The organism is Mycobacterium sp. NTMscope_MAC_269 (assembly GCF_976985695.1).
This window is the reverse complement of the sequence record NZ_OZ335668.1, coordinates 1,646,997-1,659,834: the sequence shown is the minus strand read 5'-3', so window position 1 is coordinate 1,659,834 and position 12,838 is coordinate 1,646,997. Positions and strand designations below refer to the sequence as shown.

Genomic DNA, 12,838 nt, shown 5'->3' with positions numbered 1-12,838 from the left:
CTGCCAGACCACCGCCGACATTGATATGCGCCCGTGACCGTTTCGGAATCGGCTGCTAACCACGGAATCCGCGACTCATGGTATCGAAACTGGTTGCGAATTACCGCGATTAGGTTGCTGTCGCGGTGTCCTAAAGAATCGCCCCGAGGTCCTTGGCCTTGGCGATGTCGTCCCAATCGATGTCGAGCTCCAGCAGGATCTCCTCGGTGTGCTGGCCGTGTTCGGGTGCGCGCGCCGGCGCCGGCGGAGTTTCGTCGAATTGCACAGGCGCGGCGACGATCCGGTACTTCTCGCCGTGGTCGTCGACGTTGGTCACCACGTACCCGTTGGGCTCGACCTGCGGGTCGTTCAGCGTCTCTCGCGGCGTCGCCAGGGCGCCCCACACGCCGGGTTCGTCCGCGAGCACGGTTTGCCAGTGCGCGAGGTCGTGGCGGGCGAACGCGTCCACGAAAAGTGCGGTCGCCGCGGCCGCATTGGCGATCAGGTTGCTCGACGGGACGAACCGCTCGTCGTCGGCCAGCTCGGCCAGGCCCATGCGTCGGCAGAAACCCGCCCAGAATTTGTCCGGTTGCAAGAACACCAGCTGGATCCACCTGCCGTCCTTGGTCTGGTACCGGTTGACGAGGGGGTTGATGGCCAGCCCCGGCGGGGCTCCCGGGATCCCGTCGATGTCGAAGAAGTCGGCCGCCGAAATGGACGGCGCTATCGACCACATCGCCTGGGCCAGCAGCGAGGAGTCGACGATCGTCGGTTCGCCGGTGCGTTCGCGATGAAACAGGGCGGCGCAGACGCCGCCGGCTAGTGTCGCCCCACCCTGCAGGTCACCGAAGCCAGGCCCCTGGACGGCCGGAGTCTCGGTGCCGAACGGGGTGAGCGTGTAGGCGACCCCGCCCCGCGCGAGGTACGTCGCGGCGTCGAACCCTCCTCTGTCGCGGTCCGGTCCGCGCACTCCCAGTCCGGTGCCGCGCGCGATGATGATCTTCGGGTTGAACGACCGGATGTCGTCGACGGTCAGGCGCGCCCGCTCGAGGGCGCCCGGTAGCCAATTGGTCAAGAAGACGTCCGCGCTGGCCAGCAGCCGGCCGAACAGGTCGCGGCCGGCCGCCGATTTGATGTCGATCGCGATGCTGCGCTTCCCGCGGTTGCCCGACTCGAGGATGAAGTCGGCATCGGGGCGGGCGGCTTGCCGGGTGAAGCCGCCGACGACGAGGGCGCGGCCGGGGTCACCCGAGGTGACGCCCTCCACCTTGATCACGTCGGCGCCCCAGTCCGACAGGGCGGCACCGGCCGACGGCACGTAGGTCCACGACGCCAATTCGACCACCCGCACGCCCCGTAGAACACCGTCGGACATCGCCAACCCCCTCGCTCACCGGCCATTCCTTGCTATTTTAGATATTCTAGCTAGTCTTGGGCATAGTGATAGCCCATCCGCAGGTCAGCGCAGTTTTTTCGGGGAAGAGATGCGATGGAGCCGGCCGAAGGTCTCATTTCGCCGTCCGCCGCGGTGATCGCGTGTCGCATCCCGGCACCGGCGGGTGCCCACCTCGTTTATTCCCGCCGCAACGACGGCCATCAGACCGAAATCCGTTGGACCCCTATGTGAATCGCGACGCAGCCGCACGAACGAAGGACGAGGGATGAGCAGAGTAGCGGGCAAGGTGGCCGTCATCAGCGGCGCCGCGCGCGGTCAGGGCCGTTCGCACGCGCGGTTGTTGGCCGCCGAAGGTGCCGACATCATCGGCGTGGACCTGTGCGCGGACATCGAAACCAACGAGTACCCGCTGGCGCGTCCGGAGGACCTCGACGAGACGGCGCGGTTGGTCGAAAAGGAAGGGCAACGCGCGTACACCGCGGTCGCGGACGTGCGCGACCGCGTGGCCTTGTCCGCGGCCATCGATGCCGGCGTCGCCGAGTTCGGGCGCCTGGACATCGTGGTCGCCAACGCGGGCATCTGCCCGTTGACCGCGGGTCTGCCGCCGCAGGCCTTCGCCGACGCCGTGGACGTGGATCTCATCGGTGTGCTGAACCTGGTGCACGCGAGCCTCAAACATCTGCACGCTGGTGCGTCGATCATCGTCATCGGCTCCAACGCGGCCTTCATGTCATCCCTGAGCACCTCCGGCGCTGAGAGTGGGGTCGGTGGCCCCGGCGGGGCCGGGTACGCCTTCGCGAAACTGGCTGCCGCACACTACGTCAACGACTTCGCGTTGGCGCTCGCCCGGTTTTCCATCCGGATGAACGCGGTGCATCCGACGAATGTCAACACCGACATGCTGCACAGTCCGCCGATGTACCGCGCGTTCCGGCCCGATCTGAAGGAGCCGGCCCGCGAGGACGCCGAGCCGGTGTTTCCACTCGTGCAGGCGATGCCGGTCCCCTACGTCGAACCCGAAGACATCAGCGAGGCGGTGCTGTTCCTCGCTTCGGATGCGGCGCGCTACATCACCGGCCAGCAGCTGCGCGTCGACGCCGGAGGCTTCCTCAAGGTCAAACCGTGGTCGGGAGCATGATGACCACCAAAGACGATGCACCGCAATCGGGCTCGGAGGGAGTCGAGCGTCGGCTCTACGAACTGATGGTCTTGATGAAGGCGGCCGACGATCGACTGTCCAAGGGCATCGGCACCGGCGAGTTCATGTGCGTGTACTGGCCCTCGCGGGGCCAGGAGGCGATCGCAGCCGCGATGGGGGTGGCGCTGCGGCCCGACGACCAGCTGGTGACGACCTATCGCGGCCTGCACGACCTGATCGGCAAGGGCGTCCCGCTCGAGGAGATCTACGGCGAGATGATGGGCCGCACGGTCGGCGCAGGCCGGGGCAAAGGCGGCGCCATGCATATCGCCAATCCCGCCAGGGGCGTGATGCTTTCGACGGGCATCGTCGGGGCCGGGCCGCCCGTGGCCGTCGGGCTGGCGATGGCGGCCCAACGCAAGGGCATCGACCGCGTCACCGTGGTCAGTTTCGGCGACGGCGCCACGAACACCGGCTCGTTTCACGAGGCGGCCAATATGGCCGCGCTGTGGGACCTTCCGATCGTGTTCGTCTGCCAGAACAACCTCTACGCCGAGATGACACCGACGGCCGACACCATGAAGCTCGAGCACGTCGCCGACCGGGCCGCCGGCTATGGCATGCCGGGCGTTCGCGTCGACGGCAACGACCCGCTCGCGGTGAAAGCGGCGCTCGACGACGCGCTGCGGCGAGCGCGCGAACAAGGCGGCCCGACGCTCATCGAATGCGTCACGTTCCGCTTTCGCGGCCACTACTTCGGCGACCGGGCACCCTACATCTCCACCGAACAACTCGAGGCGGCGATAGCGGCCGACCCGGTGCCTCGCTTCCGCAGCCACCTGGCCGCGACCGGGGTCTGCGATCAAGACGAACTCGACCGCATCGACAGCGACGCGGCGGCCGCGGTGGAGGCTGCCCTGCACACGGTGCTGGAAGCCGACCCACCGTCGCTCGACGAACTCGACCGCGACGTGTACGCCACTGCGATCAAGTTCCCGGCGTAACGCCCGTGGAAGACAAAGAGATGACGATGCGCGAGGCGCTCAACCTCGCGCTGGACCAGGCGCTCGCGGCCGACGACCGCGTGTTTCTGCTCGGTGAGGACATCGCCGATCCCGGCGCCTCCGGGCCGACGGCGGGCCTGTCGACGAAGTACGGCCACGACCGCGTCCTCGATACGCCGATCTCGGAGGCCGCGATCGTCGGCGCGGCCATCGGCGCGGCGATCGACGGGCTGCTGCCCGTTGCCGAGATCATGATCATGGATTTCATCGGGATCGCCGCCGACCAGCTGATCAACAACGCCGCCAAGCTCAGGTTCATGACGGCCGGGCGCACGTCGGCGCCCATCACCATTCGCACCCAGGTGTACGCCGGATTATCCACGGGTGCAACGCATTCGCAGAGCCTGGAGGCGTGGTTCATGCACATCCCGGGGATGAAGGTGATCGTGCCCTCCACCCCGCGGGACGGCAAGGGGCTGCTGACCGCGGCGATCTTCGACCCCGATCCGTGCCTGTTCATCGAAACGATTCGGCTGCAAAGCAAGAAGGGCCCCGTCCCCACCGAACCCGGGTTCTCCATCCCGCTCGGCCAGGCCGACATCAAGCGCCCGGGCACCGACGTCAGCCTGATCGCCTACGGCCGCTGCGTGCACGATGCGCTGAGCGCCGCCGCGATGCTCAGCGAGCAGGGCATCAGCGCCGAGGTGATCGACCTGCGCACCCTCGTACCACTCGACGTCGACACCATCGCGGGGTCCGTGCGCCGCACGCGACGCGCCGTGATCGTCCACGACGCCGTGCAATTCGGCGGTCCCGGTGCGGAGATTGCCGCGATCCTGCACGCGGAGCTCTTCGGGGAGCTCGCCGGGCCCGTCGAGCGGGTCGCCGCACGATTCGTCCCCAACCCGGCCGCGCCGGCGCTCGAGGCCCAGATGTATCCGTCGCCGCAGCGGATCGTCGAAGCGGCCCGGCGCACCTGCGAGAAGGCGAAAGTGAATGGCTGACTTCATCATTCGCATCCCCCGGGTCTCGGTGGCGGTCTCGGAGGCCGAACTGACCGGGCTGCTCGTCGGCGCCGGCGAGCACGTCGAGGCGGGCACGCCGATCTACGTCATCACCACCGAGAAGGTCGAGCAGGAGATCGAAGCCGGGGCGACGGGCACCGTGCGGTGGACGGGCCAGGTCGGGACCACCTATGACATCGGCGCCGAAATCGGCGTCATCTCGTCCTAACGAAGAAAGGTAAGCCCTATGGATCTCAACGAGACCCGCGAGAGAATCATCTATGAAAAGGACGGCCCCATCGCCCGCGTCACCCTGAACTGGCCGGAGAAGGCCAACGCCCAGGACCAGAAGCTGGCCGAGGAAGTCGATGCCGCGCTGGCCGACGCCGACCGCGACTACGACATCAAGGTGCTCGTCCTCAAGGCCAACGGCAAGGGCTTTTGCTCGGGGCACGCCATCGGCAACAACGCCGTCGATTACCCGTCGTTCGTCGAGAACGCCATGGTCACCGGCCACCCCTGGAAAGCGCAGAGCGACTTGTTCGTCAAACCGACACTGAACCTGTGGGAATTCTCCAAACCCACCATCGCGCAGGTGCACGGCTACTGCGTCGGCGGCGGCACGCATATGGGCCTGACCACCGACATCGTCATCGCCTCCGAGGACGCCTACTTCTCCTACCCACCCCTGCAGGGGTTCGGCATGCCCTCGGGCGAATGTTCCATCGAGCCTTGGGTGTTCATGAACTGGCGGCGCGCCGCCTACTATCTGTTCACCGCCGAGGTGATCGATGCCAAGAGGGCGCTGGAAGTCGGCCTCGTCAACGAGGTGGTCAAGCGCGAGGACCTGGACGACAGGGTGGAGGCGATCGCCCGCCACATCGCCCAGGCGCCGTTGACGACGCTGATGCTCACCAAGGCCAACCTCAAACGGGCCTGGGAGCTGATGGGCATGCGAGTGCATTGGCAGAGCTCCAACGACCTGGTCGCGCTCGCCTCGATCAGCAAGGACGTGCAGCAGCTGATTCAGACCGTCTTCAAGGACAAGGTGTTGCCTTCCGAACATGCCCGCCGCCAGGCCGCCGCGGCCGCCCAGACCGACGGCGCCGCAACCACATAGGGCTCACCGGTGAACATCGCCGACCACGCCATCAGTGCCCCGCAGTCGCCGGCACTGATCGTTGCGGACGGCGATGTGATCCCCTTCGGCACGTTGCACGCCCGCAGCCGGCGGGTCGCCGCGCTGCTGCACGACGCCGGGCTGCGCCCCGGCGACGGTGTGGCGCTGGTCCTGCCGAACCGGCGAGAGTTCTTCGAAATCACCTGGGGCTGCCAGCTTTCCGGCCTGTACTACACAGCGGTCAACACCCACTTCACACCCGACGAGGTGGCCTACGTCATCGACGATTCCGACGCCAAGGCGGTCTTCGTCGACGCCGCGATGCCCGAACTGGCCGCGCACCTTCGTGCCGTCAATGCCGCGCTGGTCGCCCACCTCGCCGTGGGGGGCCCGGTGGCCGGGTGGCGGTCTTATGAGGGCGCGGTGGCCGCTGCTGGCGACGCGCCGCCGGTGACGGACGGATCGGAAATGCTGTATTCGTCGGGCACCACGGGACGACCCAAGGCGGTGCGACGACCACTTCCCTCCGACGGCAACGGGTCCTGGGCCCAGGCGGTGCTCGAGAAAGCACTGATCCACAAATACGGGATGAGCCCCTCGAGCGTGTACCTGTCCCCCGCGCCGCTGTATCACGCGGCCGGGGTGAACTACGCCATGGCGGCCAACCGCGTCGGCGCCGCGTCGATCCTGGTGAAGGGGTTCGACGCCGAGACGGTGCTGCGACTGATCGAGACGAACCGGGTGACGCACGCCCAGTTCGTGCCGACGATGTTCGTGCGCATGCTCAAGTTGCCCGCGAACGTTCGAAACACGTATGACGTGTCGAGCCTGCGCTGCGTCATCCACGCGGCCGCGCCGTGCCCCGTCGACGTCAAGCACCAAATGATGGAGTGGTTCGGGCCGATCATCCACGAATACTATGGCGGCACCGAAGGATTCGCGGGCACCACGATCGGACCACAGGAATGGCTCGCCCATCCCGGGTCGGTGGGGATCCCGATGGCCCCGGTGCATGTGCTCGACGAAGACGGGCGGGAACTCCCCGTCGGCGAATCGGGCGAGCTCTATTTCGAGGGCGGACCCGACTTCGAGTACTTCAAGGACCCGGCCAAGACCGCGTCGGTGTACAACGATCGCGGCTGGCGCTCGCTCGGCGACATGGGATACGTCGACGGGGACGGCTACCTGTACCTCACCGACCGGTCGACGTTCATGATCGTCTCCGGCGGGGTCAACATCTACCCGCAAGAGGCGGAGAACCTGCTCGTCATGCATCCGAAATTGGTCGATGCCGCCGTATTCGGGGTCCCCAACGAAGAATTCGGCGAAGAGGTCAAGGCCGTCGTGCAGCCGGCGTGTGGCGTCATGCCCGGGCCGGACCTCGAAGCCGAACTCATCGACTACTGCCGGGCCCACCTGGCCGGCTACAAATGCCCGCGCACCGTGGAATTCGCCCGGGAACTGCCGCGGGACCCGAACGGAAAGCTCTACAAGAGGCGCATCCGCGAACGGTACTGGCAGGGCCGGGTATCGCGAATTGTATGAACGAGGATGGCTGAGGATGTCAAAGAACACGAGGAACGTGCCGTGGGCGGTTCGGACCGCCGACCGGATCCCCAAGCAGCGCTACTACGACCCCGAGTTCTACGCGCTGGAAGCCGACATGTTGTGGCCCCGCGTGTGGCAGATGGCGTGCCGGCTCGAGGAGATCCCCAAGCCCGGCGATTTCGTCGAATACGAAATCCTCGACCAGTCCGTCATCGTGGTGCGGGTCGACGGGCAGACGGTGCGCGCCTACCACAACGCCTGCCGTCATCGCGGCGTGAAACTGGTGGAGGGCAACGGAAATCGGCGCACCTTCGTGTGCCCGTTCCACGGCTGGTGCTGGGGCCTCGACGGGCACAACACCTTCGTGCTGCGGCCCGAGGCGTTCGCCGAAGGCAACCTGGCCGCCGACGACCTTCGGCTCGTGCCGGTCCGATGCGAGCTCTGGGGCGGTTGCGCGTGGATCAACCTCGACGACGACGCGCGTGCGCTGCGCGACTGGATGGAGCCCTTCGCGTCCGTCTACGACGCCTGGCGGGTCGACGCGCTGCGCGTCGAGTGGTGGCAATCGTGCCGGCTGCCGGTGAATTGGAAGGTGGCCTCGGCGGCGTTCATGGAGGGCTATCACGTCCCGCAGACCCATCCTCAGTTGCTGCCGACCGCGCAGCCCGCCGATACCGGCGCGCCGGTACACCCGGTGGTCGCGAGCAGCCTGTATTTCATGCGCACCCTCGGTAACGGCATGGGCGGCATGACGCACGAGAACGACATCCGCATCGCCGAGGGCCTGCAGACCATCGAGCTGCCGTCGGACCCGGCGGAGGCGATGGCCGCGTGGCGCAGCGCCCTCAACGACGCCGTCGTCAACTGGCATCGCGCCCGAGGCAGCACCATGCCCGATCTCAACGAGCTGGTCCGCCGGGGGATCACCGACGCGATCGGGTTCGCCTTCCCGCACTACTTCATCCTGCCGACGTACAGCAGCGCGTCGTCGTACCGCATCCGGCCGCTGGGGCCCGAGGACACGTTGTTCGAGATCTGGTCTTTGACCCGGTTTCCCGACGACGCCTCGGCCGGCAAACCGACACCACCGGAGCCGATGGCACCCGACGACCCGCGCTGGCCACCAATTCCCGCCCAGGACTTCTCCAACTTGCCCAGGCAACAAAAGGGACTGCATTCCAAGGGCTTTGACTTCATGCGCTTGTCCAACCAGATCGAAGGATTGATCTCCAACTTCGAGCGTGTCATCGACGGCTTCCTGGCCGGCCTGCCGTACGACGCGCTGGTGCCCGCGATCCAGAAGACCAACACCACCATCGACGTGCCGATCGCCGATCTCGGCTTCACGACAAGCTCGGTGCAGGCGCGATGAGCCCCCGCTGGGACCACTCCGTGGACCTGCTCATCGCGGGCAGTGGCGGGGGCGGCATGGTCGCGGGGCTGGCCGCCCTGGACTGCGGGCTCGAGCCCCTCATCATCGAAAAGCAGTCATTGGTCGGCGGTTCGACGGGGTTGTCCGGTGGCATCGTCTGGCTGCCGAACAACCCGTTGATGCGCAGGGACGGCATCGCCGACTCGCACGAGGACGGTTTGGCCTACCTGGCCGACGTGGTCGGCGACATCGGTGCGCCGTCCTCGCCGGAGCGGCGCGACGTGTTCCTGCGGGCCGGGTACGAGATGATCAATTTCCTCACCCGCAAGGGTGTGGAACTGATCCGGTGTGCGGGCTGGAGCGACTACTACCCGAACCACAAGGGCGGCAACGCGTCCGGCCGCGCGGTCGAGGGCGTGCCGTTCGACGCCGCGCGGTTGGGCGATTGGCGCGACAAGGTGCAGCCGCCGTTGGCCAAAAACTACGGATACGTGGTGCTGACCAACGAGTTGCGTTCGGTTCAATACTTCAACCGCTCGCCGCGCGCGTTCGCCGTGGCGGCCCGGGTGTTCCTGCGCACCGCGGCGGCGCGGGCGCGGCGGCGCCAGATCCTCACCAACGGCGCCTCGTTGATCGCCCAGCTGCTCAAGGCGCTGATGGAGCTCAGCGACGGGCCTCCCCCATTGTGGACCGACGCCGCAATGGCGGACCTCGTCGTCGAGGACGGCCGCGTGGTCGGCGCGCGCATCGTGCGCGACGGCACACCGTGCACCGTCGAGGCCCGCAAAGGAGTCCTGCTGGCCGCCGGCGGATTCGGCCACAACAAGGAGATGCGCCGCCGCTACAGCGGCGATCAGCCCAACGACGGGCGGTGGTCGATCGCCAACGCCGGCGACACCGGCGAGGCGTTGGAGGCAGCGATGCGACTGGGCGCCAAGACCGATCTGCTGGACGAAGCGTGGTGGCTGCCTTCGGTTTTCATCGCCAACGGCGGGGCAGTCGCCGCCTCCCTGGGGTCGGGCCGCCAGCGGCCCGGCGCCATCTACGTCGACCCGAGCGGCCGGCGGTTCTGCAACGAGTCGAACTCCTACGTCGAGGTCGGCAAAGCGATGTACGCCAACAAGGCCGTGCCCTGCTGGATGATCTTCGACGAGGGATACGTCCGCCGATACGTCACCAGCGCCAACCCGCTCAAGCGAAACCAGCCGCTGCCACCGGCGCTGATCGAGTCCGGCGCCGTCAAGCGGGCCGCGACCATTGCCGAGCTGGCCGGCGAGATCGACCTTCCCGCCGACGAATTGGCCCGCACGATCCAGCGGTTCAACCGGTACGCCGCCAGGGGGCTGGATCCGGACTTCGGCCGCGGTCAGTCGGCCTACAACGACTGCCTCGGCGATCCGGGGTATCGGCCCAACGCCGCCATCGGGCCGCTCGACACCGCGCCCTACTACGCGACCCGGGTGCTCCCGGCCGACGTCGGGACGTGCGGCGGTGTGATCACCAACGAGCACGCCCAGGTCCTCGACGAACAGGATCGGGTGATCGAAGGGTTGTACGCCACCGGCAACACCACGGCGACGGTGATGGGCCGGACGTATCCGGGCGCCGGGGCGAGCATCGCCAGCTCGATGGTGTTCGGTTACGTCGCCGCGCGCCACGCGGCCGGCAAGTAACGGCGAGCAGACGCAGAATCGCACGATTTCGTTCCGAAATATGCGATTCTGCGTCTGCTCGCGCTAGGGGGTCTCGCGCTAGGAACTTTCGTCGCGGTCGACGAAGTCGCGCGGCTTCAGACCCGACTGCATGAGCTCGGCCCGGCGCGCCTGCACATCGGACGCGGCGCCGACCATGTTCGTCAGGATGTGACTGACCTGCAGGTGCACCCGCATGCCCATCAACTCCCACGCGCGCTTCACGTTGTTCTTGACGGCCATCAGTGTCGTCAACGGGATTTGGGCGATCCTGCGCGCCATGTCCTCGACGGTGTCCTCGAGCTGATCGCGCGGCACCACGCGGTTGAGCAGACCCCAGTCCAGGGCCTGCTGGGCGGACAGGGTCGGCGCCAGCAACAGCCAGTCCATGGTGCGGTGCCAGTTCATCAGCAGCCAAGGCTCGATCATGGTGTGCCCGCCGGGCTCGCCGAGGCTTTGGGCTAGGGGCATCTGGAAATACGCGTCCTCGGAGGCCACGCAGAAGTCGGTCAGCAAGCCCAGATAGATTCCGCCGCCCATGCAATAGCCGTGGATTTGCGAGATGGTGGGCTTGGGAAATTCCCACAGGTACAACGTCGGCCACAGGAACAGGTCGGCGGTGCCCTTGTAAAGGTCCTCGAACGTCTCGCCGAAATCCGGATAGGGGTTTTCGTCCGGGCCCCAGCGGGCCACGTGCCCACCGCAGAATCCCTTGCCGTTGGCTTTGAGGATGACGACCTTGATGTCCTTGTCGCGGTCGGCCTCGTGCAGGCAATTGTCGACCTCGGAGACCAGGATCGCGTCTTTGGTGTTGGCCCTGTCCACCCGGTTCAGGATGATCCGCGCAATCGGCGGTTCGCGTTCGTAGATGACCGCTTCGAGCTCGCGCCGCTCCATGGTCGGACCATACCCTTCCGCACGCTACGCACCGCTGATTTGACGGTTGCGCGATCGCGGAGCGAGGAGTGAGCTGTAGTAGCGGTGCGCAGTGACGACGGATGGGGCTGAGATGGCGACTCCTATCGACCGGGTGCAGCAGCTGGACCTCGTGGCGCGGCTCAAATCCTCCTATCCCGAGCTTCCGGAGGCTCCCACACCGGATCTCATCGACCACAAGCGATTCGCCGCCTACGTCAAGACTCCGCACGACGTCGGCGGCGAGCCGGACGCCCCGATCGAGTTCGAGAACAAGCAGTACGAAATCTGGGAGCACAACACCTATGTCCTGTGCGAGGTGCTCGGCTGGCGCGGGATCTGGTTGTCCGAGGAACGGCGCCGGATGGGCAACGTCGACCTCGGCCGCGCCATTTATCTCGGCTTGCCCTATTACGGACGGTGGCTGCTGGCGGTGGCACGTGTGCTCGCCGAAAAGCACCACATCGGCTTGAGCGAATTGGCCGAACGGATGGCCGAAGTCAAGGCACGCTACGCGGACGGCGTCAACGGAAAGTCCTTGGCGGCCACGCCGAAATTCGAAGGTGATCCCGACGCCGTCACCCGCAACCGGCACCACACCCATGCCGTGGGCAAGGGCGATCCGCAGGTCTACGGCGGGCAGGCCGGCGCACCGAAGTTCGCCGTGGGTGACAAAGTCGTGGTGCGGGATCTCCCGGTGTTGCTCTACACCCGCACCCAGGAGTACGTGCGCGGCGCGACGGGCGAGATCGCGGTCGTGTCCTACGAAAGCCCCGCCGCCGAGGACGAGGCGTGGGACGGCCCGGACCAACGGCCGGAGTGGTTCTACATCGTCCGGTTCAACCTCTCGGAGTTATGGCACGGCTACACCGGGCCCGGCAACGACACCCTGCAGACCGAGATCCCGGAACGGTGGCTCGAATCGGCCTAGTCACGGGCCCTGGTTCTCCGAAAGGACGACGGCATGAGCGCTGACGAACACGATCACGAACGCACCGCTGCGCCCATGGTCGACGAGATCACCGACTTCGAGGTCCTCGAGATCGCGCTTCGCGAATTGTGCATCGAGAAGGGTCTTTTCACCGCGGAGGAGCATCGCCGCTTCACCGAGTTCGCCGAGCAGATCGGCCCCACACCCGCGGCGCACCTGGTGGCGCGGGCCTGGCTCGATCCCGACTACAAGCAACTCGTCGGCTCGGATCCGCTGGCCGCCAGCAGGGAGGTGGGGGTCGACTGGCTGGAACCGACCGGCTTCGGAACGCCGAGCGACTTCACGGCCCTGCACGTGCTCGAAGACACCCCGACGCTGCATCATGTGATCGTCTGCACGCTGTGTTCGTGCTATCCGCGACCGATACTGGGCAACTCTCCCGAGTGGTATCGGACTCCGAACTACCGCCGCCGCATCGTCCGCTGGCCCCGCCAGGTGCTCGCGGAGTTCGGCCTGATCCTCCCGGAGGACGTCGAGATCCGGGTGGAGGATTCCAACCAGAAGCACCGGTTCATGGTGATGCCCGTCCGTCCTGACGGAACGCAGGGGTGGACCGAAGACCAACTCGCCGAGATCATCACGCGCGACTGCCTGATCGGTGTCGCGCTGCCCAAGCCGGGGGTGACCACCAATGCCGTCACCCAGACCCGCTCCGCCGTCCATCCCGTACAGCCCTGAGG

The 12,838-nt window shown here is 66.8% G+C and carries 12 protein-coding genes; 10 read left to right on the top strand and 2 right to left on the bottom strand.

All coding sequences use genetic code 11. The annotated features are described in order from the left end of the window. Nucleotides 1-130 precede the first annotated feature (130 nt). Nucleotides 131-1,354 (bottom strand): CaiB/BaiF CoA transferase family protein, encoded by a 1,224-nt coding sequence (locus tag ACZ50Z_RS07760; protein ID WP_464483022.1) that lies wholly within the window; start codon nucleotides 1,352-1,354, stop codon nucleotides 131-133. A gap of 286 nt (nucleotides 1,355-1,640) precedes the next feature. Here ACZ50Z_RS07760 and ACZ50Z_RS07755 point away from each other — a divergent pair, with 286 nt between their 5' ends. From ACZ50Z_RS07755 to ACZ50Z_RS07720, 8 genes are read left to right on the top strand one after another with little or no spacing between them, the layout of a single operon-like run. Continuing rightward, the gene (locus ACZ50Z_RS07755; RefSeq protein WP_464483021.1) at nucleotides 1,641-2,513 is read left to right on the top strand and encodes a mycofactocin-coupled SDR family oxidoreductase; all 873 of its coding nucleotides are present in this window, start codon (nucleotides 1,641-1,643) and stop codon (nucleotides 2,511-2,513) included. Continuing rightward, nucleotides 2,510-3,517: a thiamine pyrophosphate-dependent dehydrogenase E1 component subunit alpha gene (locus ACZ50Z_RS07750; RefSeq protein WP_464486132.1), complete on the top strand. Its 1,008-nt coding sequence runs from the start codon at nucleotides 2,510-2,512 to the stop codon at nucleotides 3,515-3,517. The genes ACZ50Z_RS07755 and ACZ50Z_RS07750 overlap by 4 nt, the downstream gene beginning before the upstream one ends. A gap of 5 nt (nucleotides 3,518-3,522) precedes the next feature. Beyond that, nucleotides 3,523-4,521, top strand: a complete 999-nt coding sequence (locus tag ACZ50Z_RS07745) for an alpha-ketoacid dehydrogenase subunit beta (RefSeq protein WP_464483020.1) — start codon at nucleotides 3,523-3,525, stop codon at nucleotides 4,519-4,521. Continuing rightward, on the top strand, nucleotides 4,514-4,750 hold the full coding sequence (locus ACZ50Z_RS07740) for a biotin/lipoyl-containing protein (RefSeq protein ID WP_464483019.1): 237 nt from the start codon (nucleotides 4,514-4,516) through the stop codon (nucleotides 4,748-4,750). Before ACZ50Z_RS07745 ends, ACZ50Z_RS07740 begins: the two co-directional genes overlap by 8 nt. Nucleotides 4,751-4,768: 18 nt before the next feature. Beyond that, a complete protein-coding gene (locus ACZ50Z_RS07735) occupies nucleotides 4,769-5,641 on the top strand; it encodes an enoyl-CoA hydratase-related protein (RefSeq protein ID WP_464483018.1) in 873 nt (290 codons plus the stop codon). 9 nt (nucleotides 5,642-5,650) lie between these two features. Beyond that, entirely contained in the window at nucleotides 5,651-7,186 is a 1,536-nt protein-coding gene (locus ACZ50Z_RS07730; RefSeq protein WP_464483017.1) for an acyl-CoA synthetase, read from the top strand. A gap of 16 nt (nucleotides 7,187-7,202) precedes the next feature. After that, the gene (locus ACZ50Z_RS07725) at nucleotides 7,203-8,561 is read left to right on the top strand and encodes an aromatic ring-hydroxylating oxygenase subunit alpha (protein WP_464483016.1); all 1,359 of its coding nucleotides are present in this window, start codon (nucleotides 7,203-7,205) and stop codon (nucleotides 8,559-8,561) included. Continuing rightward, complete coding sequence (locus ACZ50Z_RS07720; RefSeq protein WP_464483015.1) at nucleotides 8,558-10,234, top strand: FAD-binding protein; 1,677 nt, start codon at nucleotides 8,558-8,560, stop codon at nucleotides 10,232-10,234. Before ACZ50Z_RS07725 ends, ACZ50Z_RS07720 begins: the two co-directional genes overlap by 4 nt. A gap of 78 nt (nucleotides 10,235-10,312) precedes the next feature. Here the strand turns inward: ACZ50Z_RS07720 and ACZ50Z_RS07715 are convergent, their stop codons facing one another. Further along, entirely contained in the window at nucleotides 10,313-11,149 is an 837-nt protein-coding gene (locus ACZ50Z_RS07715; protein ID WP_464483014.1) for an enoyl-CoA hydratase-related protein, read from the bottom strand. A gap of 112 nt (nucleotides 11,150-11,261) precedes the next feature. Between ACZ50Z_RS07715 and ACZ50Z_RS07710 the strand changes: the two genes are divergently transcribed. Both ACZ50Z_RS07710 and scnC read left to right on the top strand, forming a co-directional pair. After that, entirely contained in the window at nucleotides 11,262-12,098 is an 837-nt protein-coding gene (locus ACZ50Z_RS07710) for an SH3-like domain-containing protein (RefSeq protein ID WP_464483013.1), read from the top strand. A gap of 33 nt (nucleotides 12,099-12,131) precedes the next feature. Next, the gene (scnC, locus tag ACZ50Z_RS07705; RefSeq protein ID WP_464483012.1) at nucleotides 12,132-12,836 is read left to right on the top strand and encodes a thiocyanate hydrolase subunit gamma; all 705 of its coding nucleotides are present in this window, start codon (nucleotides 12,132-12,134) and stop codon (nucleotides 12,834-12,836) included. The last annotated feature ends 2 nt before the right edge of the window (nucleotides 12,837-12,838 follow it).

Excerpts from the sequence above, each read along its gene's own strand:
- ACZ50Z_RS07760 (WP_464483022.1), bottom strand. The coding sequence starts at position 1,354 with ATGTCCGACGGTGTTCTACGGGGCGTGCGGGTGGTCGAATTGGCGTCG.
- ACZ50Z_RS07755 (WP_464483021.1), top strand. The coding sequence starts at position 1,641 with ATGAGCAGAGTAGCGGGCAAGGTGGCCGTCATCAGCGGCGCCGCGCGC.
- ACZ50Z_RS07750 (WP_464486132.1), top strand. The coding sequence starts at position 2,510 with ATGATGACCACCAAAGACGATGCACCGCAATCGGGCTCGGAGGGAGTC.
- ACZ50Z_RS07740 (WP_464483019.1), top strand. The coding sequence starts at position 4,514 with ATGGCTGACTTCATCATTCGCATCCCCCGGGTCTCGGTGGCGGTCTCG.
- ACZ50Z_RS07735 (WP_464483018.1), top strand. The coding sequence starts at position 4,769 with ATGGATCTCAACGAGACCCGCGAGAGAATCATCTATGAAAAGGACGGC.
- ACZ50Z_RS07725 (WP_464483016.1), top strand. The coding sequence starts at position 7,203 with ATGTCAAAGAACACGAGGAACGTGCCGTGGGCGGTTCGGACCGCCGAC.
- ACZ50Z_RS07720 (WP_464483015.1), top strand. The coding sequence starts at position 8,558 with ATGAGCCCCCGCTGGGACCACTCCGTGGACCTGCTCATCGCGGGCAGT.
- ACZ50Z_RS07715 (WP_464483014.1), bottom strand. The coding sequence starts at position 11,149 with ATGGAGCGGCGCGAGCTCGAAGCGGTCATCTACGAACGCGAACCGCCG.
- ACZ50Z_RS07710 (WP_464483013.1), top strand. The coding sequence starts at position 11,262 with ATGGCGACTCCTATCGACCGGGTGCAGCAGCTGGACCTCGTGGCGCGG.
- scnC (WP_464483012.1), top strand. The coding sequence starts at position 12,132 with ATGAGCGCTGACGAACACGATCACGAACGCACCGCTGCGCCCATGGTC.